Raw genomic sequence first — 22,050 nt, 5'->3', positions numbered from 1 at the left:
CCGGAATGGATGTGAAGAAGGTCGCGGTGGTGCTCGCCGATCACGTCTCGCCGTTCGAACTCGGCGTCGCGTGTGAGGTCTTCGGCACCGATCGCAGTGCCGACGGCATCGAGGGCTGGGACTTCGCGGTCTGTTCGCCCGGCGGCGAGAACGTCCTGAGCTGGTCCGGTTTCGGGCTCGACGGGCTGGAGAGCCTGGACTTCGCGGCGTCCGCGGACCTGCTGATCGTCCCGACCTGCGCGCCGCGCAGCGCGAGCCCGCCGGAACCGGTCATCGAGGTCCTGCGCGACGCGGCGGGCCGGGGTGCCTGGGTCGCGGGCTTCTGCGCGGGTGTCTTCTCGCTCGGCTACGCGGGACTTCTCGACGGGCGCAACTGCACCGTGCACTGGGTCTACGAACAGGAGTTCCGATCGCGTTTCCCGACGGCGAAGGTCGACCCGAAGGCGTTGTACGTCGACGACGGGGGCGTCCTCACCAGCGCGGGGACCGTCGCCGCCGTCGACTTGTGCCTGCATCTGGTGCGCGAACTCCGCGGTGTCGCCGCGGCCACCGCGCTGGCGAGGCGGATGGTCGCGGCGCCGCACCGGGTCGGCGGGCAGGCGCAGTTCGTGCAGGCGCCTGTTCCGGAGACCGCCGCGCCGGACGACACCGTGCTCGCCGAAGCGCTCGAATGGATCGAGCGTCGGCTCGATCAGCCGTTCACCGTCGCGGAACTGGCTCGCCGCAGCGGACTGGGGGAGCGCACGTTCCTGCGCCGGTTCTCGGCGGCCACCGGGACGACCCCGCACCGATGGCTCACCGAACGCCGTCTCGATCGCGCGCAGTCGCTGCTCGAAGAAGGCCGGATGTCCATTGAGGACATCGCGGTCGCGTGCGGATACGCCTCCGCCGCGGCGCTGCGGCATCAGTTCGGCAAACTCCGCGGGACCAGTCCGAGCGCCTACCGTCGGACGTTTTCCGTTGGCTAGAAGGACATCTCCTGTCCGACGGTGACCTGGACATGGTCCGGGACCTCGTCGTGCTCGTCGCCGACGGAGAGCGTCCCGGTCGGCTCGAACAGCAGCAATGACGCACCGTCCACCGAGGACGGTTTGTGGAAGGTCCCGCGCGGCACGACGAACACCGAGCTCCGTGGCAGCGTGACGACCCGTTCGCCCACCTCTTCGCGCAACGCGATGTCCAAGGTGCCGTCGAGGACGAGGAAGAACTCGTCGGTGTTCTCGTGGACGTGCCAGACGTGCTCGCCGGCGACCTTGGCGAGGCGGACGTCGTAGTCGTTGACATGGGCGACGATCCGCGGGCTCCAGATCTCGTCGAACCCGGCCAGCGCGGTCTCCAGATCGATCGGTTTCTTGCTCATGCCCCGATCCTGGCCACTGGACCGCCCGAGCGGTGAGTGCTAGGAATCGCATATGCCGCATGATTCCTCGCATGAGGTCGCCGTCCTGGTCGACGAGGGGTCCAATCCCTTCGAAATGGGTGTCGCGGCCGAGCTTTTCGGCCTGCGACGGCCGGAACTGGACCGGCCTTGGTACGGCTTCACGCTGTGCGCCGCCGAACCGTCCGTGCGCATGCACCTGGGGATGTTCACCGTCACCGGAATCGCCGGGCTCGAAGCCGTGGAGGCCGCCGACACGGTGATCGTGCCCAACCGGCCCGATCCGGAGACCCCGGTCAGGGAATCGGTGCTGGCGGCCATCCGCGCCGCGGCCGCGCGGGGTGCCCGGCTGGTCAGCTTCTGCACCGGCGCCTTCACCCTCGCGCAGGCGGGCGTCCTGGACGGGCGGCGCGCGACCACCCATTGGAAATGGGCCGGGCAGTTCCGGACGCTGTTCCCCGAGGTGGTGCTGGAACCCGACGTGCTGTTCGTCGACGACGGCGACGTCCTGACCGCGGCGGGCAGCGCGGCCGCGCTCGATCTGGGGCTGCACCTGATCAGCCGTGATCACGGCGCCGAGATCGCCAACGCGGTGAGCAGGAGGCTGGTGTTCGCCGGCCATCGCGACGGTGGCCAGCGGCAGTTCGTCGAACGCCCGCTGCCGCCGTCGCCGGACACCTCGCTGGCGCCGGTGCTCGAATGGGCCCGCGAGCGGCTGGACCGGCCGCTCACCGTCGCCGGCCTCGCCGCCAGGGCGGCGGCCAGCCAGGCGACGCTGCACCGGCGGTTCCGCGCCGAACTGGGGACGACACCGCTGGCGTGGCTCACCACGGAACGGATCGCGCTGGCGTGCCGGCTGATCGAGCGCGGGGAGCCGCTGGACCGGGTGGCGCGGGCATCGGGTTTCGGTACCGCGGCGAACCTGCGGACCCAGCTCCGGCGGGCCACGGGACTGACGCCCACGGCTTACCGGGCGCGGTTCAGCACCGCTTCGTGACCGGTCGGGTGGTCGTGCCTGGCCGCCCTGTCCCGGCGATCATGTCGCGAAAGCCACTTTCGGGACATCAGACGTCGCGAAAGTGGCTTTCGCGACGCCTGCTTTGCCCAGGAGCCGCGGCGCCCTCGACCCAGGGCGGTCTGGTGGGAAACCGTGTTGTGAAAGCCACTTTCGCAACGCTGAAGGTTGTGAAAGCCACTTTCGCAACGCTGAAGGTTGTGAAAGTGGCTTTCGCAACCCCGAAGCCAGCGCGCCGCCGTCGGTAGGACGAAACGCGCGCCCGCGGGTCAGGCGAAGGCGATCCACCGGTTCAGCAGATCGGCCGCCGCACCCGAATCGATGGCCGAGGCCGCCCGCGCGAGCCCGGCCGCCAGATCGTCTTCCAACGATCCCGAGAACCCGGCGAAAGCCGCGAGCGCGGCCGCCGAGTTGAGCAGTACCGCGTCCCGCACCGGCCCGGCCTTCCCGGCCATCACCTGGCGGAACACCTCGGCGTTGTGCGCCGCGTCGCCGCCGCGCAGGTCTTCCGCGGTCGCTCGCGCGATGCCCAGCGACGAAGGGTCGAAGCTGCGCTCGGTGATCTCGCCGCCGGAGACCACCCACACCGAACTGGTGGTCGTGGTGGTGATCTCGTCGAGCCCGTCGTCGCCGCGGACGAGCAGCACGGTCATCCCGCGCCGCGCGAACACTTCGGCCAGCACACGCGTCTTGTCCGGGTACGCGCAGCCGATCAGCGAACTGCGCGGTTGCGCGGGGTTGGTCAGCGGGCCCAGCAGGTTGAACGTCGTCGGCACGCCGAGTTCGCCGCGCGTCGGGCCGGCGTGGCGCAGGGCGGGGTGGAACTTCGGCGCGAAGCAGAAGCCGATGCCCAGTTCGTTCACGCTGCGCTGGACCGTCTCGGGCGGCAGGTCGATGATGACGCCCAGCTCCTCCAGCACGTCGGCCGCGCCGGATTTCGACGACGCGCTCCGGTTGCCGTGCTTGGCCACCGGGGCACCGGCCGCGGCCGTCACCACCGTGGCCATGGTGGAGATGTTGACCGAATTGGACCGGTCGCCGCCGGTGCCGACGATGTCCACCGACGGTCTGTCGATCGTCACCCGTTTGGCGTGCGCCAGCATGGCGTCGGCCATCCCGGAGATCTCCGCCGGTGTCTCACCCTTCGCACGCAGCGCGACGGCGAATCCGGCGATCTGGGAGGGCGTCGCCGCCCCGCTCATGATCTGGTCCATCGCCCACGCGGTGTCCTCTTCGGACAGGTCCGCGCGCGCGATGAGCTGATTGAGCAGGGACGGCCAGGTCTTGTTGACGGCCGCGCTCATCGGCTCAGCCGTGCACGACCGGCACCCGGCGGGCGCGCAGCACGTCGGCGACCGTCTCGGCGGCGGTCAGCGGGTCGAGCGGGTGGACCAGCACCGCGTCGGCCTGCGACCAGGTCGCCAGCCAGCGGTCGTCCTTGCGCCGCACCGAGACCACGATCGGGGGACAATCCTCGATCTCGTTCTTCAGCTGACGGGTCAGCCCGATGCCGCCGGTCGGCTGCGCCTCGCCGTCGAGGATGGCCAGGTCCACGTTGCCCGCGTCCATCTCGACGAGTACCTCGGAGATGCCGGACGCCTCGGTGTAGTCCACCCGGCCGAGGTCGGCGGCGGGCCTGCGGCCGATGGCGTTGATGATCGCCTCGCGCACCTCCGCCTTGTGGCTGAACACCAGGATCCGCATCGCCTGCTCGCCCATGAGCGCGCCTCCGCCTCGTCTAGTCATGTCGACCCCGCGATGTTATCCGCCATGACCGACGTCACGTGGACGCACCCGACGGCTGGAGCGCGTCCCAGCCCGCCGAATCCCCGCCGAGCCGCTGCGCGAGCCCCGCCATCCGCGACCGTTCCTGCGCGCAGTGCAGCGCGTCGAGGGTCTGGACGCGCAGGGCGTGCGCCAGCGTCAGGTCGCCGTCCGGTCCCTGTTCTCGCAGCTCCCAGCCGTCCTGGGCGAGGATCGAGGCCGCCTCCGCCACCTTTTCGGGCGGAAGTTTCAAGTGATGGCGCAGGATCGCCGGTGCTTCGGCGACCCAAGCGGGTGATCTCGCGAGCACCGAAGAATCCGCCTCGGCCGGATCGAAAGCCTCCGCGACGATCTCCACGCCGGGCGTGTCGATCGTCAGACCAGGGATCTTCGGCTTCTTGACCAGGTCACGAAGCCGATCTAGTAAACCCATGAGTAGCCCGGTTCCCACTTTCGTTCAGATGTGACCCGACACGCACGCGACTTGCCGTGGACCCACCCGGCGGGCCCCATGCGTGAGAGGACATAATGCGACGCGTGACAACGGCAGCTCCCACCATCAGCCAGCGGGTCCACTCGCTGAACCGGCCGAACATGGTCAGTGTCGGCACCATCGTGTGGCTGTCCAGCGAACTGATGTTCTTCGCCGGACTGTTCGCCATGTTCTTCACCGTGAAGGCGCAGAACGCGACCGGCCAGTGGCCGCCGCCGCTGCACGGTGAGCCCTTCGAGTTGAACGTCGGCCTCGCGATCCCGTTCACGGTGATCCTCGTGGCGTCCTCGTTCACTTGCCAGTTCGGCGTGTTCGCCGCCGAAAAGGGTGACGTCTTCGGCTTGCGCCGCTGGTACATCATCACGTTGATCATGGGCGCGATCTTCGTCGGCGGCCAGGGTTACGAGTACCTCCACCTGATCGACGAGGGGATGACGATCCCGTCCGGCCCGTTCGGCACGGTCTTCTTCCTCGCGACCGGGTTCCACGGCCTGCACGTCATCGGCGGGCTCATCGCGTTCGTGTACCTGCTCATCCGCACCAAGCTGAGCAAGTTCACCCCGGCCCAGGCCACCTCGGCGATCGTCGTGTCGTACTACTGGCACTTCGTCGACATCGTGTGGGTGGGTCTGTTCGCGGTGATCTACATCCTTCCGTGAACGAAGCCGCCACCACGACCTATCGGCCTGAACTGACAGCAAGGGTTGCCGCAAGATGACCTCCAGCAAGAACGACACGGAGCGCCGCTTCCGCAAGCGGTCGAAGGCACGCAGGCGGTTCGCCGGCGCGCTGGCGCTCGGGATCGCGCTCCTGAGCGTGGGCGGGCTGTACGCCGTTTTCGCGCCGGAGCCGCAGACCGCGCAGGCGCAGGGCGAGTCCGCCCTCCTGCGTGAGGGCGAGAAGCTCTACAACAACACGTGTATCGAATGTCACGGGCCGAAGCTCGAAGGTGTCACCGACCGTGGCCCGAGCCTCATCGGCATCGGCGACGCGGCCGTGTACTTCCAGACCTCGACCGGCCGCATGCCCGCGGTGCGCCAGGAAGCCCAGGCGCAGCGGAAGCCGCCGAAGCTGTCCGAGGCTGAGATCAACGCCCTGGGCGCCTACATCCAGGCCAACGGTGGCGGCGCGCAGCGTCCCACCGAGAAGGGCGACGCGCTGCGCGGCGACGACGTCGCGCGCGGCAGCGAGCTCTTCCGCCTCAACTGCGCCTCCTGCCACGGCTTCACCGGCCGCGGCGGCGCGCTCTCGTCGGGCAAGTTCGCCCCGAACCTGGACCCGGCCACGGAAGAGCAGATCTACACCGCGATGCTCACCGGGCCGCAGAACATGCCCAAGTTCTCCGACCGGCAGCTGTCGCCGGAGGAGAAGAAGGACATCATCGCGTTCGTGAAGTCCGTGAGTCACGGGAACAACTCACCCGGCGGTAGCTCGCTCGGCGGTATTGGCCCGGCCTCGGAGGGCGCGATCGCGTGGATCGTCGGGATCGCCGCGCTGATCGGCGTGACGTTGTGGATTGGATCGAAGGCATGAGCGCCGAAGGGCCGAAGCCGCCGACAGAGGCGGAGTTGGCGGACATGGATCGCGACCAGCTGGTGAAGCTGGGTACCGCGCTCGACGGTGTCGAGATCGTGGAGTACCCGACGCCGTGGCCGGTCGAGGGGACGAAGGCGGAGAAGCGCGCTGAGCGCTCCGTCGCACTCTGGTTCGTGCTGGCCGCGCTGTCCGGCCTCGCGTTCGTCGTGATCGTCGCCTGGCCGAAGTGGTTCGAGTACACGGAGCCGGGTACGCACGGTTACACGCTGTACACGCTCTACACGCCGCTGCTCGGGATCACGCTCGGGCTCGCCGTGCTCAGTCTCGGCATCGGAGCGGTCCTCTACACCAAGAAGTTCATCCCGGCCGAGGTCGCGGTGCAGGAGCGCGGGGACGGCGGGTCGAAAGAGGTCGACAAGGCCACCATCCTCGCCCAGCTGGCCCACTCGGGCAGCCACAGCACCATCGCGCGCCGGTCGCTGATCAAGCGGTCCGCGGGCGCCGGTGCCGGTGTGCTCGGTCTCGCCGTGGCCGCCCTGCCGGTGGCGTCCTTCATCAAGGACCCCTGGAAGGACACCGAAGGCCGCGACTCGCTGTGGCACTCGGGCTGGAAGAAGAACTTCCCGGAGGAAGAGGTCTTCCTGCGGCGCAACACCGGCCGTCCGAAAGAGATCTCCCTGGTCAGGGTCGAGGATCTCGACGCGGGCGCGATGGAGACGGTGTTCCCGTTCCGCGAGTCGGAGCGGGAGGACGAGCACGCGCTGTCCGCCGCCTTCAAACGGGTCGACAACCCCGTCATGCTGATCCGCCTCCGCCCGACCGACGCCGCCAAGGTCGTCAAGCGGGCGAACCAGGAGGATTACAACTTCGGCGACTACTACGCGTACACGAAGATCTGCAGCCACGTCGGCTGCCCGACCTCCCTGTACGAGCAGCGGACCAACCGCATCCTCTGCCCCTGCCACCAGTCGCAGTTCGACGCGCTCCACTACGCCAAGCCGATTTTCGGACCGGCCACGCGGCCGTTGGCCCAGCTTCCGATTACAGTGAACAAGGATGGCTTCCTGGTCGCGCGCGGAGACTTCAACGAGGCTGTCGGACCGGCCTTTTGGGAGCGTAAGTCATGAGTTCACTCACCACCCCGACGAAGGGGACGAACCCGGTCGAGAAGGCCGCGGGTGCGGGTGCCAAGTGGGCCGACGACCGGTATCACCTGGCCAAGGGCATGCGGCACCAGATCAACAAGGTGTTCCCGACCCACTGGTCCTTCCTCCTCGGCGAGATCGCGCTCTACAGCTTCATCATCCTGTTGCTGTCGGGTGTGTACCTCACGCTGTTCTTCGACCCCTCCATGGAGGAGGTCGTCTACAACGGCAGCTTCACCGGTCTGCAGGGCGTCGAGATGTCGCGGGCCTTCGCGACCACGCTCGACATCTCGTTCGACGTCCGCGGCGGTCTGTTCGTCCGCCAGCTGCACCACTGGGCCGCGCTGATCTTCGTCGCCTCGATGATGGTCCACATGTTCCGGATCTTCTTCACCGGCGCGTTCCGGCGCCCGCGTGAGGCGAACTGGGTCATCGGCGCGCTGCTCCTGGTCCTGGGCATGTTCGAAGGCTTCTTCGGCTACTCGCTCCCGGACGACCTGCTCTCCGGTACCGGTATCCGCGCGACCCTGTCGGGCATCGTGCTCTCGGTGCCGGTCATGGGCACCTGGATCCACTGGGCGCTGTTCGGCGGGGAGTTCCCCGGCAACGAGATCATCCCGCGCCTGTACACGATCCACATCCTGCTGCTGCCGGGCATCATGCTCGCCCTCGTGGGCGCGCACCTCGCGCTGGTCTGGTACCAGAAGCACACACAGTTCCCCGGCGTGCGCCGCAAGGAGACCAACGTCGTCGGCGTCCGGATCATGCCGGTCTTCGCGCTCAAGGGCGGTGCGTTCTTCGCGCTGGTCACCGGCGTCATCGCGCTGATGTCGGGGCTCTTCCAGATCAACCCGATCTGGAACATCGGCCCGTACAACGCGGCGCAGGTCTCGGCGGGTTCGCAGCCTGACTGGTACATGGCCTGGGCCGACGGCATGCTGCGGATCTGGCCCGCGTGGGAGCTCTACCTCGGGAACTACACGGTCCCGGCGGTGTTCTTCCCCGGCGCGGTCGGGATGCCGCTGCTGATCGGCTTGCTGGTGATGTATCCCTGGATCGAGCGAAAGCTGTCCAAGGACACCGCGCACCACAACCTGCTGCAGCGTCCGCGCGACGTCCCGGTCCGGACCTCGCTCGGCATCATGGCCCTGACGTTCTTCGCGGTCATCATGCTGTCGGGCTTCAACGACATCATCGCGTTCGCCTTCGACATCTCGCTGAACGCGACGACGTGGGCGGGCCGGATCGGTGTGCTGCTGCTGCCGCCGATCGCTTACTACATCACCTACCGGATCTGCCTCGGCCTCCAGCGGGCCGACCGCGAGGTGCTGGAGCACGGTGTCGAGACCGGCATCATCAAGCGCCTGCCGCACGGTGAGTTCATCGAGATCCACCAGCCGCTCGGCCCGGTGGACGACCACGGTCACCCGCTGCCGCTCGAGTACCAGGGCGCGTCGGTGCCGAAGAAGATGAACAAGCTCGGTTCGGCCGGTCACGCCGTCGCGGGTTCGACCTGGACGCCGGACCCGGTCGAGGAGACGATCGCGCTGGAGCGCGCCCGGTCCAACGGGCACGGCTCGAACGGCAACGGCAAGGTCGACGACATCGGCGGTGAGCCTTCGCAGGAGCGCAAGGAGATCACCTCCGGGCACTAAGCTCGACAGAAGTACATGAAGGCCCCCTTCCCGCGGGAAGGGGGCCTTCATGCGATCAGAGGGGAAGCTCAGGCGCCTTCGACGCCGATGTCGAACGCGGACTCGCTGTCGGCCTTCGAGTACGAGCGGAACGCGATGTGCGTGACCGTGCTCAGCACGCCGGGGACCTTGCCGATCTTCGCCGGGATCAGATCCGCGAGGTCTTCGTGGGCCTCGACGCGGACCGAAGCGATCAAGTCGACGTCACCCGCGCAGGAGTAGACCTCACGGACTCCCTCGATGTCCGCGATCGACTGCGCCGCCTCGGGAATGGCATCGGCTTCGACCTGGATCAGCACGATCGCGGTGATCACTACAGCGCCTCCTACTTAAGGGAATCCGGTGCCGCGATCCTAGCCCGCCACCTGCTCCAACGCCGTCGCGCTCGCCGCCAGGTCGAGCCACTCCTGCCAGCCACCGGCGGCGGCCGGTTCCGCCCAGGGGTGCGTGGTGCGCACCAGCCGGACGCCGGGACGGGTCAGCCAGCGCAACAGGATGCGGACCTCCTCGGAGATCGCGCCGAAGAGCGGGCCGGGGCCGGGGAGCACCGTCTCCGCCGAGGCCACCAACAGCTCGACCACCGGCATCGGTGGCACCCCGCGCCGCGCGACGCCTGCCGACGCGAGCCTGCCGTGCCGGATCACCGCCAGTTCCCAGCCGCCCTTCCCGTCCGGTCCGGCGGCGATCAGCTCCGGGATGCCCGCCAGCGCCGACAGCCGGTGCGCCCGGCCGACCGCGCGGATCAACCCGGCCAGCTGATCGCGGTGCTGGGCGGCCTGTTCGAAATGTTCCGCCGAGGAAAGCCGGGCCAGCTGATCGGCGGCGGCCCGCAGTGGCCGCCCGTCCGTCCCGGCGATGAGACCGGACACCGCCAGCACGCCGGGCCGGTACTCCTCCACCGTCTGCTGCCCGGCGCACGGCGCTCCGCAGCGGCCGAGTTCGGCGAGGACGCAGGGCTTGCCGCTCGGCGCGGTGGCCGAGATGCGCTGGGTGCACGTCCGCAGTCCCGAGGCGCCGGCGAGGGTGTCCGCGGCCGACCGGGCGTCGGTCTGGCTGCGAAAGGGCCCCAGCATCCCGTCTCGCGGCATGCGGACCACCGACAGGCGCGGGAAGGCCTCCTCGGTCAGCGCGACCCACCAGGCGTGCCGTGGGTTCTTGGAACGGCGGTTGTACATCGGACGGTGGGCGGCGATCAGCCGTAGCTCCCGGACCGCGGCCTCCAGCGCGTGCGCGCATTCGACCGCGTCGACCCGTTCGGCCAGCGCGACCATCTCCCGGATCCGCCCGCGGCTCTCCGATCCGGTGAAGTACTGCCGGACCCGGCGGCGCAGGTCGCCCGACGTCCCGACGTACAGGACCTCGTCGCTCGGGCCGCGGAACAGGTAGACGCCGGGCCGCGACGGCAGGTGTTCGGCCAGCGACCGTTTGCGGCGCTGGGCCGGGGTCACCTCGGGCAGGTAGTCCAGCAATTCTTCCAGGGTGTGGACACCGAGGTTGCCCACGCGTTCGAGCAGTGCGTGCAGCACGTCGACGGTGGCACGCGCGTCCGCGAGCGCGCGGTGGTTGGGCGTCGTGCGCGCCCCGAACAACGCGGCCAGCGCGGACAGGCGGTAGCTGGGTGTCTCGTCGCGGGAGATGACCCGGCGGGCGAGGCGGACCGTGCAGACCACGGCCGCCTTGGGCCAGTGGTAGCCGTGGCCCTCGCAGGCCGCGCGCATGAAGCCGGTGTCGAAGGGGGCGTTGTGCGCCACGAGCACGGCGCCGGAGATGAATTCGAGGAACGACGGCAGCACGCGTTCGATCCGGGGAGCGTCGTAGACCATCGCGCCGGTGATACCGGTGAGCTCGACGATCTGCGGTGGGATCGGCATCCCCGGATTGACGAAGGTGGCGAACTCGCCGACGATCTCGCCGGCGCGGATCTTGACCGCGCCGATCTCGGTGATCCCGTCCGGACCGGGTTTCGTGCCGGTGGTCTCCAGGTCGAACACGACGAAAGTGATGTCCCGCAAAGGGGTTCCCAGCTCGTCGAAGGCGAGTTGCGCCGCGCCGGGCCGCCGTCCGGTGTCCATGATCGGGCACAGTAGGGGTGGGCACCGACAATCCCGTGATCCGCGCACGCCGTCCCATCGAGCGCGCTCTGAGGGCATGGGGCCTACGCTGGTGCGATGCAACCGCAGCCCGCAGTGCCCGAATTGCCCGAGGACGCCACCGGCGGCCCCTCGGGTGTCGTGGCGTCGGCAGGTGCGGACGAGCCGTCCGAGGAGGTACCGGCCGAGGGCTGGACGTCCCTGCCGGAGACCGTGCGGGAGCGGATCGCCGAGCTCGCGGCCGCCGCCGTCGGCAAGCTGCCGGTCGCCGACGTGCCGAGGCAGCTGCGCCCCGTCGCGAAGTTCGCCCCGGCGAAACGCGCGAAACTCGGCGGGACCGCGCTGCTCGCCGCGTTGGGGGAGTCTTCGCAGTTCCGGGTCGCGGTCACCGAATGGCTGCGTGACCATCGCAAGGACGCCCTCGACCCGAACGCCCCCGATTCCGTCGCCGCCGCGGCCGCCGCCGTGCTGCTCGGCGAGGCGGGCGCGGCCGGACGGGTCCGGCTGGTGGCGAAGAACGCCGAGGAGACGGCGTTACGCGCCGAACGCGATGCCGCGCTGGCCCGCAACCAACGGCTCGAGACCGAACTGGCCCAGCTGCGCGAAGAGCTGCACCAGGCCAAGGAGCTCGCCGGTGGCGCGCGAGGCGAACGCGACGCCGAAGTCGACAAGTTGCTGAAGCGCCTGCGGGAGCAGGGTGTGCAGCTGCGCCAGGCCAAGGACGCCGTCGTCGAGGCGCACGCCCGGCTGGAAAGCGGAGGCGCCGAGAGTGCCGAGGAGATCAAGGCGCTGAAGGCCCAGCTGGACCGCGAGCGGCAGCGTGTCGCGACTGAGCGGGCGCGGGCTGAGAAGGCCGTCACGGACGCCGAGATCGCCCGTCAGTCCGCCCGCGAAGCGCGTCAAGCCGACGAGGTCAGGCTCGGCTTGCTGCTGGACACGATCGAAGGCGCCGTCGGCGGGCTGCGCCGCGAGCTTTCGGTGAGCGCGCGAGGCCAGCGCCCAGCGGACATGGTCCGCGGCGCGACGTCGGGCCTGGGCGCGGGCGGCAAGATCCAGGACGTCACGGCGCTCGACAGGCACCTCGCGCTGCCCAATGTGCACCTGATCGTCGACGGCTACAACGTCACCAAGACCGGGTACCCGGAGATGGCGCTGTCCGACCAGCGAGACCGGCTGATCCACCAGCTTTCCGCGCTCGCCGCGCGGACCTCGGCCGAGGTGACCGTGGTGTTCGACGGCGCCGGTGTGCTCTCCGTGCCCGCGGCGGTGCCGCGCGGGGTGCGGGTGCTGTTCTCCGAACGCGGCGTGCTCGCGGACGACGTCATCCGGTCCCTGGTCGCGGCCGAGCCGCCGGGGCGGCCGATGGTGGTCGCGAGCACGGACCGGGCGGTGGCGGATTCGGTACGGCGGAAAGGCGCGCACCCGGTGCCTTCGGCGGTGCTGGTGTCGCGGCTCAGCCGGGTGTGATTGGTGCTGGGCGCTTTACTGCGAACCTTGTTTCTGCGAACCCCACCGGAATGCGTTGCGAAAGCCACTTTCGCAACTTTCAACGTTGCGAAAGTGGCTTTCGCAACACCACCGTTCCGTCGGGCACTCACCTGGCCGCGGGGTCGTGAGTGGCGATTCGGGTTAGGGCCAAGCGTGTCGGGCGTTTCGCGTGACCGGTGGGACGACACACGTGATCAGATGGACGACACGGGTGACTGGACGGACGACACGCGGTGGGAGTGGGCGGTCCCGGCGCACTCGCTCACCCGAAACTGTCGGTGGTCGCTCTTAATGTGCTCCTCACCACTGAAAGTGAGGAGCCCGAGATGCACGACAAGGCCATCGCCGATATAGCGGATATCGAGACGCTCGTCATCGATTGCGACCGGTGCGCGGTCCGCGGTGACGCATGTCATGACTGTGTCGTCAGCGTCCTCCTCGGCGCGCCACCCGCGCTCGAATGGGACGCCGACGAGCGGAGAGCCGTCGACGCGCTCGCCGAAGCCGGGCTGATCCCGCGCCTCCGGATGGTCGAGATCGTCGGTCAGGAGCGCCGGAAGACGGCTTGAGACACGCCGCGACCGGGACATTCGACGAGTGGTCGATCCGATCGGGTGAACGGTAGGTAGTCGCGATCAGCCCCAGGATGTAACGCCCGTCACAACTTTCCGCTCATGCTGGTCCGAAGGTGTTTCGGCGCATCACGGAGAGTTTTTGCGCCTGCCATGGTGGACGCGGTGCCCGTGGTTTCGTAACCTGTCCGAGATCTCGTGGCCGGAAGTCGTCGCCAGACGGCGACACGGGATCGCCACCGAAGCAGCTTTGTCGGGGAGTTGCACCGGAATCAGCCATGCGCCAAACCTGTTGTGATAGCACTCGGCCAGGCGCAAGGCGGGAACGCGGGGAACCGCGCGGGCCTCACGGTCGGCGACGCGGCTCCGCGTGAAGAGGGCCCCCGACCTCTTCATCCCTGGTTTCGAGTCGGTGGCCGACAGCAAAGGAGACACGCGCGACCGTGCAGTCGCATCCAGTCAAGCGCGTGGTGTCAGGAGCTTTGGCCGCGGCCGCGGTGATCACCGCAGTAACGGTCGCCCAGCCTGCTGCCACTGCAGCCCCAGCCCCCGCCCCTCAGCAGCCCCCCTCCGGCTCGGACGCCCTCGCCAAGTACCGCGACCTCGCGGCACAGGCCGAGAAGGCGAACGAAGACCTCCTCAAGGCGAAGGACGACCTCGCCGCGAAGCAGGGTGAGCTCGACAAGGCCACCGCCGACGCCGCCTCCGCCAAGGACCTCGGTGTCAAGGCGGCCGGTGACGAAAAGACGTTCCAGGCCGAGGTGAACAAGTTCGCCGGTGCGTCGTTCACCAGCGGTGTGCAGCTGAACAAGCTGTCGTCGCTGCTGTCCGGCGCGTCGACCCAGGACTTCCTGGAGCGCTCCTCGGCGCTCGAGGTCCTCGCCGCGAACAAGAACACCGCCCTGAACAACCTGAGCGGCGCTGTCGCCCAGTCCGCGGCCGCCGCCAAGCAGGCAGCGGACGCGCAGGGCACGGCCACCGCCGCCCGTGACACCGCCGCCAAGCTGACGACGGACATCGAGGCCCGCAAGAAGACGCTGGACGACCAGCTCAAGGAGATCCAGCGGGCCAGCGGCAACCTGAGCGCCGCGGACAAGAACGCGCAGAAGGACAAGGGCGGGGCGTTCCCCAACCTGCCCGCTCCGGGTCCCGAGGCCGCGGCGGCTCTCTCGGCCGCGAAGAGCAAGCTCGGCAGCCCCTACGGCTGGGGCGACGTCGGCCCCTCGTCGTTCGACTGCTCGGGTCTGATGCTGTGGGCGTACAAGCAGGCGGGGCTCACCCTGCCGCGGTCCAGCCGTCAGCAGTCGACCTTCGGCGCCCCGGTGCAGCGGTCGCAGCTCCAGCCCGGCGACCTGGTGTTCTACAACTCACCGGTTTCGCACGTCGGCATGTACGTCGGCAACGGCATGATGGTGCACGCGCCGACCACCGGTGACGTCGTCAAGGTGTCGCCGCTGCAGAACAACTACGTCGGAGCCCGTCGCCCGACGGCCTGACGAAAAGACGAAACGGGGCGGTACCGCGCAGGCGGTGCCGCCCCTTTCGCGTGTCCGGGGCCAAGTAGCCTGCAGGGGTGCTGAGGACGCTGCTGGTGACCAACGACTTCCCGCCCCGGCCGGGCGGCATCCAGAACTACCTGAACTCGCTGGCCACCCGCCTGCCCGCGGACGACCTCGTCGTCTACGCCCCGTCCTGGGAATCGAGCACCGGCTCGCACGGCGAGTTCGACGCCGCCGCCCCGTTCGAGGTCGTGCGCCATCCGACGTCCCTGATGCTGCCGACACCGGACGTGCTCAAGCGGGCGAAGGAGATCATGCGCGCCCGCGAGTGCGAGGCCGTCTGGTTCGGCGCAGCCGCGCCGCTCGCGTTGCTGGGGCATCCGCTGCGCTCGGCGGGTGCCCACCGGGTGCTGGCGTCGACGCACGGCCACGAAGTCGGCTGGTCGATGCTCCCCGGCTCACGGCAGGCGCTGCGGCGGATCGGCGACACCGTCGATGTGATCACGTACGTCAGCAAGTACACGCGCTCCCGGTTCTCGGCCGCTTTCGGCCCGATGGCGGGTTTGGAGATGCTCCCGTGCGGTGTGGACACCGCCCTCTACCGCCCGGATGCCGCCGCGGGCAAGGAGATCCGCGAGCGGCACGGGCTCGGCGACCGTCCGACGATCGTCTGCGTTTCGCGACTGGTGCCGCGCAAGGGCCAGGACATGCTCATCAAGATCATGCCCGGACTCCGCAAACGGATCCCGGACGTGGCGCTGCTGATCGTCGGCGGCGGCCCGTACCGCAAGACGCTCACCGGGCTCGCCGGGGCGCTGGGGGTCGAAGACAGCGTCGTCATCACCGGATCGGTGCCGTGGAAGGAGTTGCCCGCGCACTACAACGCGGGTGACGTCTTCGCGATGCCCGCGCGGACACGCGGGAAGGGACTCGACGTCGAGGGCCTGGGCATCGTGTACCTGGAGGCCTCGGCGACCGGGCTGCCGGTGGTCGCGGGCAATTCCGGCGGTGCGCCGGAAACGGTGCTGGACGAGGTCACCGGGCACGTCGTCGACGGCCGCGACGAACAGCAGCTGAGGGACACCCTGGCCGCGTTGCTCGCCGATCCGGTGCGGGCGCGGCGCATGGGGGCGGCCGGTCGCGAATGGGTCGCCGAGAACTGGCGGTGGGACACCCTGGCGAGCAGGCTTTCCGGCCTGCTCGACGGCGATCCCGTCGCGGCCGTGCGGTGACGGCTCAGGGTTCGTAACGCGCCGGGTGCTTCGGGTCGTCGACGCGGATCACCACATCGGACAGTGCCGTCGGGTCGACTTCCTGTTCGTAGCGCTCGTAGGCGGGGAGCGCCCATCCGTCCGGAACCCGCCGTTCGAGCGCGGCGGGCGAGAGCCACAGGTGCACGCTCAGATCGAAAGCGAGCCCCGCGCCGAACAGGAATTCGCCGTCCAGCAGGACGACGCCGCCTTCGGGCACTTCGACGCGTTCGGCACGGGTGGCGCGATCGCGCACCGGGTCCCACAGCGAAGGAAGGACCCGGCCACTGCCGTCTTCGGCGAGCGGGTCGAGCACTTCGCGGCGCAGGGCGCCGAGATCGAGCCAGTCGCTGTAGCGCGAGTCCGGATCCTCCTTGCCGCGTTCGAAGCGCAGCGAGGCGGGGCGGAGGAAGTCGTTCGCCGAGATCCGCAGCGCCGCGTGACCGGCGACCCGCAGGGGATCGACCAGGGCGTCGGCGAGCTCTGTGGTTTCGGTCGCACCGGCCGCGCCGTCGACCGCGACCGCGATCCGGCGGCGGCCCGTGATCGCCGTGATGCGTTCGGTCAGTTCGGAGACCAGCAGAGCGGGAGAAATCGGACGGTAGCGCACAGAAAGAGATCCTCCACCCGGACCGGTGACTGTCGCACGGTACACCCGATGGGATGATGGCCTGCGTGACGAAAGCAACGACCAAAACCGCCGGAAGTGGTTGGCAGGTAGGCGTTTCCCAGACGGTGCCGTACAGCAGCACCCAGGTGTGGGACTTCCTGGTCGGTCGCGAGGGTGTGGGGATCTGGCTCGGCCCCGGCGCCGAACTCGGCGGTGAGCCGGGCGCGGGGTACGAGACGGCGAACGGGACCACCGGCGAGATCCGCGGCCGTTCCGAGGGCGAAAAGCTCCGGCTGACCTGGCGGCCGAAGGACTGGGATCACGACTCGACCCTGCAGATCACGGTGAGCGGCACCGAGCAGAAGACCACGCTCCGGTTCCATCAAGAATGGCTTGCGGGCGCCGACGAACGCGAAGAACAGCAGGCATACTGGGCTGAAGTGACCGAGCGGGTGGTGGCCGCGCTGGCCGAACGCTGACCGGCGCGCTGGGGAGGCGTACCGATGGTGGCAGACCTCAAGACCCTGGACTGGGATTTCGTCCAGGAACCGCACCGGGTCTCCGCGCTGCTGCGGGAAGACGGCCGGGTCCGGAAGGTGCGCCTGCCGCGCGGCCTGGACGTCTGGGTCGTCACCGGCTACGCCGAAGCCCGCGCCGTGCTCTCCGACCCCCGCGTCGGCAAGGACACGGCGGAGGTCAGGCGCCTCTTCGAACGCGACGGCTTCGAATCCGCGGGCGACAGCGCCGTGCGTGCGCTCAACGGGCACATGCTCAATTCGGATCCGCCGGACCACACGCGGCTGCGGAAACTGGTCAATCAGGCCTTCACCTCGCGCACGGTCTCCCGGCTGCGGCCGAGGATCGAGCAGATCACCGCGGAGCTGCTGGACGAAATCGGTGACGCCGAACGCGTCGATCTGCTGCCCGCGTTCGCCGTCCCGTTGCCGATCCGGGTGATCTGCGAACTGCTCGGCGTGCACGCGGGTGATCAGCCGGAGTTCGCGCGGTGGTCGAACACGATGCTCGCCTGGTCGACGCCGGAAGAACTCCAGGCGGCGGCGGCGAAGATGCACGGGTACCTCGTCGGCCTCGTCGAGGAAAAGCGCGCCGAACCAGCCGATGACCTGCTTTCCGGCCTGATCCAAGCCAGCGACGAGGGCGATTCGCTCTCCGGGGAAGAACTGCTGTCGATGGCGTTCCTCCTGCTGGTGGCGGGGTTCGAGACGACGGTCAACCTGATCGCGAACAGCGTGTTCGCGCTGATGCGGGAGCCGGCACAACTGGCCGCGCTCCGCGCCGATCCCGCCCTGCTGCCCGGAGCGGTCGAGGAGTTCCTGCGCTACGACGGCGCGATCCACCTGGCGACCATCCGGTTCACCAGGGAACCCGTCCAGGTCGGCGACGTCGAGATCCCGGCGGACGAGTTCGTGCTCGTCTCCCTGATCGGCGCGAACCGGGACGCCGACCGGTTCGAAGACCCGCAGCGGCTGGACGTCACACGGCAGGCGACCGGGCATCTCGCGTTCGGGCACGGGATCCACCACTGCGTCGGCGCCCCGCTGGCCCGGCTGGAGGCCGAGGTCGCGCTGCGCGGCCTCCTGGAGCGGTTCCCCGTCCTCGACCTGGACGCCGACCCGGAATCCTTGCGGTGGCGGGAAAGCACCCTCGTCCACGGTCTCGAAACCCTCCCTGTGCGCCTGCGCTGAGAAGGGCGTCGTAGGGTCGCGGGATGGACTCGGCCGAACTCCTCGCCCTCGACGCGGAACACGTCTGGCATCCGTATGGGCCGATGCCAAGCCCGGTCGACTCCCTGCTGGTCCGCGAGGCGAGCGGGGTCCGGCTCACCCTCGACGACGGCCGCGAGCTGGTCGACGGCATGTCGTCCTGGTGGGCGGCGATCCACGGCTACCGGAACCCGGTGCTGGACGCGGCGCTGGCCGAGCAGGCGGGCCGGATGAGTCACGTGATGTTCGGCGGGCTCACTCACGAACCCGCGATCAGGCTGGCGAAGACGCTGGTCGACCTCGCCCCGGACGGCCTGCGGCACGTCTTCCTGTGCGACTCCGGATCGGTGTCGGTCGAGGTCGCCGTCAAGATGTGCCTGCAGTACTGGCAGTCGGTGGGGCGCAAGGAAAAGCGGCGCCTGATGACCTGGCGCGGCGGCTACCACGGCGACACGTTCACGCCGATGAGCGTCTGCGATCCCGAGGGCGGGATGCATGCGCTGTGGCGCGGGATCCTGCCGGATCAGCTGTTCCTGCCCAAGCCACCCGGCGGCTTCGGCGACGAGCCGGACCAGGCCTACCTCGACCTGCTGGCGACCGAGATCGAACGGCACGCGGGCGAACTGGCCGCGATCATCGTCGAGCCGGTCGTGCAGGGCGCCGGCGGCATGCGGTTCCATCCGCCCGCGTACCTTCGCGCGCTGCGCGAGATCACCGAGGCCAACGACGTCCTGCTCATCTTCGACGAGATCGCCACCGGTTTCGGCCGCACCGGCAAGATGTTCGCGGCCGAGCACGCCGGGGTCACCCCGGACGTCCTGTGCCTCGGCAAGGCGCTGACCGGCGGTTATCTGACGATGGCGGCGGCACTGTGCACGCCGGAGATCGCCGACGGGATCTCGCGCGGTGAACTGCCGGTGCTGGCACACGGCCCGACCTTCATGGCGAACCCGCTGTCCTCGGCCGTCGCCAACGCCTCGCTGGGGATTCTGGCGGAAGGCGGCTGGAAGTCCGACGTCCCGCGGATCGAAGCCGTGTTGAAAGCCGGCCTCGAACCGGCCCGCGAGCTGTCTTCGGTCGCCGACGTGCGGGTGCTCGGTGCCATCGGCGTGGTGGAACTGGACCATCCGGTGGACATGGCGGCCGCGACCGAGGTGCTCACCTCGAACGGGGTCTGGTTGCGCCCGTTCCGGAACCTGATCTACACGATGCCGCCCTACGTCTCCGACGCGGAAGACCTCGCGACGATCACCTCGGCCATGGTCGCGGCAGCGCGAAAAGCCTGAAACAGGCCGAATTCAACCGAAAGAGTGTGACGGCGGCCACAGCAATCCGCAAAGGGCACGCTGGGTACAGAGCGTGGTCGCGGGGTGATCTCGTCAAGCGAACGGGCGAGTCCGATCGGGCTCCTTCTTGGGTGCTTTGTCGTGAAAAGGCGTTACGTCCTAGTTCTTCAGTGCACAAGCAAACCTGAAAAACCTTTGCGTAGCGGACTTTTCCGCTCCGATCAGGTTTCCTGCCCCCATGATCGACATCGTTGGTGACGAGCACGACACCGGGCCCCCCGGCCGCCGCAACCCCGCCTCGACCCTCCTGAAGAACCTTCGCCACGACCTCCCGGCTTCGGTCGTCGTCTTCCTCGTGGCCGTCCCGCTCTCGCTCGGCGTCGCACACGCCGCCGGAGCCCCCTTGCTCGCCGGACTCATCTCCGCCGTCGTCGGCGGACTCGTCGCGAGCCTCTTCGGCGCTTCCGCCCTCCAGGTCAGCGGCCCGTCCGCCGCGCTGACCGTCGTCCTCGCGGACACCATCGCCACCTTCGGCTGGGCCGCCACCTGCGCGATCACCGCCGCGGCCGGCGTGGTCCAGATCCTCTTCGGCGTCAGCCGCGTCGCACGGGCCACCCTGGCGATCTCGCCTGCCATCGTGCACGGCCTGCTCGCCGGGATCGGCCTGATCATCGTCCTCGGCCAGCTGCACGTCGTACTCGGCGGCGCGGCGCAGGGCTCCACGATCGCGAACATCCTCGCGCTGCCGGGCCGGATCGTCGGCCACCACAACCAGGCCGCCGTGGTCGGCGTGGTCACCGTCGGTGTCCTGCTGATGTGGACCCGGATGCCGCGTTCGGTGCGCCGCGTCCCCGGTCCGCTCGCCGCCGTCGCGCTGGCGACCGGCCTTTCCGTCGTGGCGGGGATGGACCTGCCGCGCGTCGACCTCCCGAACGGCTTGCCAGGGCTGGGTTTCGTCCCCGTGGCGCCGTCCGGGTCCTGGGCGGCGATCACCGCCGCCGTGCTCACCATCGCGCTCATCGCCAGCCTGGAGAGCCTGCTTTCCGCCGTCGCCATCGACAAACTGCGCGACGGGCCGCGTACCGACCTCAACCGCGAACTGATCGGCCAGGGCCTGGCGAACGTCGCCGCCGGGTCGCTCGGCGGGTTCCCGGTCACCGGCGTCGTCGTGCGCACCATGACCAATTTCGAGGCGGGCGCCAAGACCAGGGCGTCGGCGATCCTGCACAGCGTCTGGATCCTCGGCTGCTGTGTGTTCCTGGCGGGCGCGCTGCGGCTGATCCCGCTCGCCGCGCTCGCCGGTCTCCTCGTCTACGTCGGCGCCAAACTGGTCAACGTCACCAATCTGCGTGAGGTCCGCCGCCACGGCGACCTGCCGGTCTACCTCGCGACCCTGCTCGGCGCGGTCGCCGTCAACCTGCTCACCGGGGTCGCCGCGGGGATCGCGGTGGCGCTCGCGCTGATGCTGCGCCGGATGCTGTTTTCCGGCATCCACGTCGAACAGGACGGCTCGCGGACCCGTGTCGTCATCGAAGGTGCGCTCACTTTCCTTTCCGTACCCAGGCTGACGACGATCCTCGCCGAAGTCCCCGCGCGTTCCGAAGTGACACTGGAACTCTTCGTCGACTACCTCGACCACGCCGCTTTCGACTGCCTGCGCGGCTGGCAGCGCGCGTACGAACGCGCCGGGGGAGTCGTGATCGTCGACGAGGTCGGGCATCCGTGGTTCGAACGGGGGAAGGCCGGTGTGCCGACCGTGCGCCGCGGCGTCGCGTTGCGCGTGGTGCCGCGCTGGCTCGCACCGTGGTCGGAATGGCAGGCCGAACACGTCGAGCTGCCGAGCCAGCGCGGCGGCAGTGTCCCGTTGTGCCGTGGCGCCTCGGAATTCCAGCGCCGGACGGCACCGCTGCTGCGGAGCACCTGGGACGGGCTCGCGAACGGTCAGCAGCCGCATACGCTGTTCGTCACCTGTGGCGACGCGCGGATCGTGCCGAACCTGATCACCACCAGCGGACCGGGTGACCTGTTCACCGTGCGGAACATCGGAAACCTCGTCCCGCACGCCGGCGCCGAAGCGGATTTCTCGGTGGGGGCGGCGATCGAGTACGCCGTCGGGCTGCTGCGGGTGCGGGAAGTGGTGGTGTGCGGGCATTCCGGCTGCGGGGCGATGAAGGCGTTGCTCGGCGACGCGCCCACCGGGCTCGTGCACCTCGGCGGCTGGCTGCGTCACGGCGAAGCGACGATGCGGCGCCAGGCCGTCGAAGGGCCGGTGCTGCTCGACGGCGCTCGTCCCGGCCACGACGCCGACCGGCTCGCCCTGCACAACGTGGTGCAGCAACTGGAAAACCTGCGTTCGTACCCGGTGGTCGAGGCCGCGCTGGCCCGTGGCGAACTCCGGCTCACGGGGATGTACTTCGATGTCGGGAAGGCGAACGTGTACCTGCTCGACGCGGCGCATCGGTCGTTCACTTCGGCCGCTTCACCGGTGAAGTCCTGAGCTGTGAGT

General features: G+C 69.3%; 21 protein-coding genes. 14 read left to right on the top strand and 7 right to left on the bottom strand.

Annotation, left to right across the window (positions count from 1 at the left end; translation table 11 throughout):
- Positions 1 to 5 precede the first annotated feature (5 nt).
- The gene (locus tag AMYAL_RS0105970) at positions 6 to 968 is read left to right on the top strand and encodes a GlxA family transcriptional regulator (protein WP_020630404.1); all 963 of its coding nucleotides are present in this window, start codon (positions 6 to 8) and stop codon (positions 966 to 968) included.
- On the opposite strand, the gene AMYAL_RS0105965 is transcribed toward AMYAL_RS0105970, so the two are convergent.
- Positions 965 to 1,360, bottom strand: coding sequence for a cupin domain-containing protein (locus AMYAL_RS0105965; RefSeq protein WP_020630403.1), 396 nt, complete (start codon positions 1,358 to 1,360; stop codon positions 965 to 967). The genes AMYAL_RS0105970 and AMYAL_RS0105965 overlap by 4 nt on opposite strands.
- Before the next feature lie 52 nt (positions 1,361 to 1,412).
- On the opposite strand from AMYAL_RS0105965, the gene AMYAL_RS0105960 reads away from it, so the two are divergent.
- Positions 1,413 to 2,375: a helix-turn-helix domain-containing protein gene (locus AMYAL_RS0105960; protein ID WP_020630402.1), complete on the top strand. Its 963-nt coding sequence runs from the start codon at positions 1,413 to 1,415 to the stop codon at positions 2,373 to 2,375.
- A gap of 287 nt (positions 2,376 to 2,662) precedes the next feature.
- Here AMYAL_RS0105960 and trpD read toward each other — a convergent pair whose 3' ends face one another.
- The 3 genes from trpD to AMYAL_RS0105945 form a co-directional block, all read right to left on the bottom strand.
- Entirely contained in the window at positions 2,663 to 3,697 is a 1,035-nt protein-coding gene (gene trpD / locus AMYAL_RS0105955) for an anthranilate phosphoribosyltransferase (RefSeq protein ID WP_020630401.1), read from the bottom strand.
- Positions 3,698 to 3,701: 4 nt separating this feature from the next.
- Positions 3,702 to 4,112: a response regulator gene (locus AMYAL_RS0105950; protein ID WP_020630400.1), complete on the bottom strand. Its 411-nt coding sequence runs from the start codon at positions 4,110 to 4,112 to the stop codon at positions 3,702 to 3,704.
- A 61-nt stretch (positions 4,113 to 4,173) separates the two neighbouring features.
- The gene (locus tag AMYAL_RS0105945; RefSeq protein ID WP_020630399.1) at positions 4,174 to 4,590 is read right to left on the bottom strand and encodes a hypothetical protein; all 417 of its coding nucleotides are present in this window, start codon (positions 4,588 to 4,590) and stop codon (positions 4,174 to 4,176) included.
- A gap of 95 nt (positions 4,591 to 4,685) precedes the next feature.
- Here AMYAL_RS0105945 and ctaE point away from each other — a divergent pair, with 95 nt between their 5' ends.
- The 4 genes from ctaE to qcrB are packed head-to-tail and all read left to right on the top strand — an operon-like array spanning position 4,686 to position 8,986.
- Positions 4,686 to 5,309, top strand: a complete 624-nt coding sequence (ctaE, locus tag AMYAL_RS0105940) for an aa3-type cytochrome oxidase subunit III (protein ID WP_084702094.1) — start codon at positions 4,686 to 4,688, stop codon at positions 5,307 to 5,309.
- Positions 5,310 to 5,364: 55 nt separating this feature from the next.
- Entirely contained in the window at positions 5,365 to 6,183 is an 819-nt protein-coding gene (gene qcrC, locus AMYAL_RS0105935; protein ID WP_020630397.1) for a cytochrome bc1 complex diheme cytochrome c subunit, read from the top strand.
- On the top strand, positions 6,180 to 7,313 hold the full coding sequence (gene qcrA, locus AMYAL_RS0105930) for a cytochrome bc1 complex Rieske iron-sulfur subunit (RefSeq protein WP_020630396.1): 1,134 nt from the start codon (positions 6,180 to 6,182) through the stop codon (positions 7,311 to 7,313). The genes qcrC and qcrA overlap by 4 nt, the downstream gene beginning before the upstream one ends.
- Positions 7,310 to 8,986, top strand: coding sequence for a cytochrome bc1 complex cytochrome b subunit (gene qcrB, locus AMYAL_RS0105925; protein WP_020630395.1), 1,677 nt, complete (start codon positions 7,310 to 7,312; stop codon positions 8,984 to 8,986). Before qcrA ends, qcrB begins: the two co-directional genes overlap by 4 nt.
- 68 nt (positions 8,987 to 9,054) lie before the next feature.
- On the opposite strand, the gene AMYAL_RS0105920 is transcribed toward qcrB, so the two are convergent.
- Together AMYAL_RS0105920 and AMYAL_RS0105915 are read right to left on the bottom strand one after the other, a co-directional pair.
- Positions 9,055 to 9,339 carry an Lrp/AsnC family transcriptional regulator gene (locus AMYAL_RS0105920; protein ID WP_020630394.1) on the bottom strand — a complete coding sequence of 95 codons (285 nt, stop codon included), beginning with the start codon at positions 9,337 to 9,339 and terminating at the stop codon, positions 9,055 to 9,057.
- Between the two features lie 39 nt (positions 9,340 to 9,378).
- Positions 9,379 to 11,097 carry a DEDD exonuclease domain-containing protein gene (locus AMYAL_RS0105915; RefSeq protein WP_020630393.1) on the bottom strand — a complete coding sequence of 573 codons (1,719 nt, stop codon included), beginning with the start codon at positions 11,095 to 11,097 and terminating at the stop codon, positions 9,379 to 9,381.
- Between the two features lie 96 nt (positions 11,098 to 11,193).
- Between AMYAL_RS0105915 and AMYAL_RS0105910 the strand changes: the two genes are divergently transcribed.
- From AMYAL_RS0105910 to AMYAL_RS0105895, 4 genes are all read left to right on the top strand, one after another.
- A complete protein-coding gene (locus AMYAL_RS0105910; RefSeq protein WP_026466787.1) occupies positions 11,194 to 12,582 on the top strand; it encodes an NYN domain-containing protein in 1,389 nt (462 codons plus the stop codon).
- A gap of 347 nt (positions 12,583 to 12,929) precedes the next feature.
- The gene (locus AMYAL_RS0105905; RefSeq protein WP_026466786.1) at positions 12,930 to 13,172 is read left to right on the top strand and encodes a hypothetical protein; all 243 of its coding nucleotides are present in this window, start codon (positions 12,930 to 12,932) and stop codon (positions 13,170 to 13,172) included.
- A gap of 446 nt (positions 13,173 to 13,618) precedes the next feature.
- Positions 13,619 to 14,671, top strand: coding sequence for a C40 family peptidase (locus tag AMYAL_RS0105900; protein ID WP_026466785.1), 1,053 nt, complete (start codon positions 13,619 to 13,621; stop codon positions 14,669 to 14,671).
- 77 nt (positions 14,672 to 14,748) lie between these two features.
- The gene (locus AMYAL_RS0105895; protein WP_026466784.1) at positions 14,749 to 15,906 is read left to right on the top strand and encodes a glycosyltransferase family 4 protein; all 1,158 of its coding nucleotides are present in this window, start codon (positions 14,749 to 14,751) and stop codon (positions 15,904 to 15,906) included.
- 4 nt (positions 15,907 to 15,910) lie between these two features.
- Here AMYAL_RS0105895 and AMYAL_RS0105890 read toward each other — a convergent pair whose 3' ends face one another.
- Positions 15,911 to 16,534: a nucleoside/nucleotide kinase family protein gene (locus AMYAL_RS0105890; protein ID WP_020630388.1), complete on the bottom strand. Its 624-nt coding sequence runs from the start codon at positions 16,532 to 16,534 to the stop codon at positions 15,911 to 15,913.
- A 125-nt stretch (positions 16,535 to 16,659) separates the two neighbouring features.
- On the opposite strand from AMYAL_RS0105890, the gene AMYAL_RS0105885 reads away from it, so the two are divergent.
- From AMYAL_RS0105885 to AMYAL_RS0105870, 4 genes are all read left to right on the top strand, one after another.
- Entirely contained in the window at positions 16,660 to 17,013 is a 354-nt protein-coding gene (locus AMYAL_RS0105885; RefSeq protein ID WP_020630387.1) for an SRPBCC domain-containing protein, read from the top strand.
- A gap of 24 nt (positions 17,014 to 17,037) precedes the next feature.
- A complete protein-coding gene (locus AMYAL_RS0105880) occupies positions 17,038 to 18,240 on the top strand; it encodes a cytochrome P450 family protein (RefSeq protein ID WP_020630386.1) in 1,203 nt (400 codons plus the stop codon).
- Between the two features lie 23 nt (positions 18,241 to 18,263).
- Positions 18,264 to 19,544, top strand: a complete 1,281-nt coding sequence (locus AMYAL_RS0105875; RefSeq protein ID WP_020630385.1) for an adenosylmethionine--8-amino-7-oxononanoate transaminase — start codon at positions 18,264 to 18,266, stop codon at positions 19,542 to 19,544.
- Between the two features lie 238 nt (positions 19,545 to 19,782).
- Positions 19,783 to 22,041, top strand: a complete 2,259-nt coding sequence (locus AMYAL_RS0105870; protein WP_020630384.1) for a bifunctional SulP family inorganic anion transporter/carbonic anhydrase — start codon at positions 19,783 to 19,785, stop codon at positions 22,039 to 22,041.
- Positions 22,042 to 22,050: the final 9 nt, after the last annotated feature.

It is taken from the genome of Amycolatopsis alba DSM 44262 (assembly GCF_000384215.1).
Classification (GTDB): domain Bacteria; phylum Actinomycetota; class Actinomycetes; order Mycobacteriales; family Pseudonocardiaceae; genus Amycolatopsis; species Amycolatopsis alba.
This window is presented reverse-complemented; position numbering and strand designations above follow the sequence as displayed.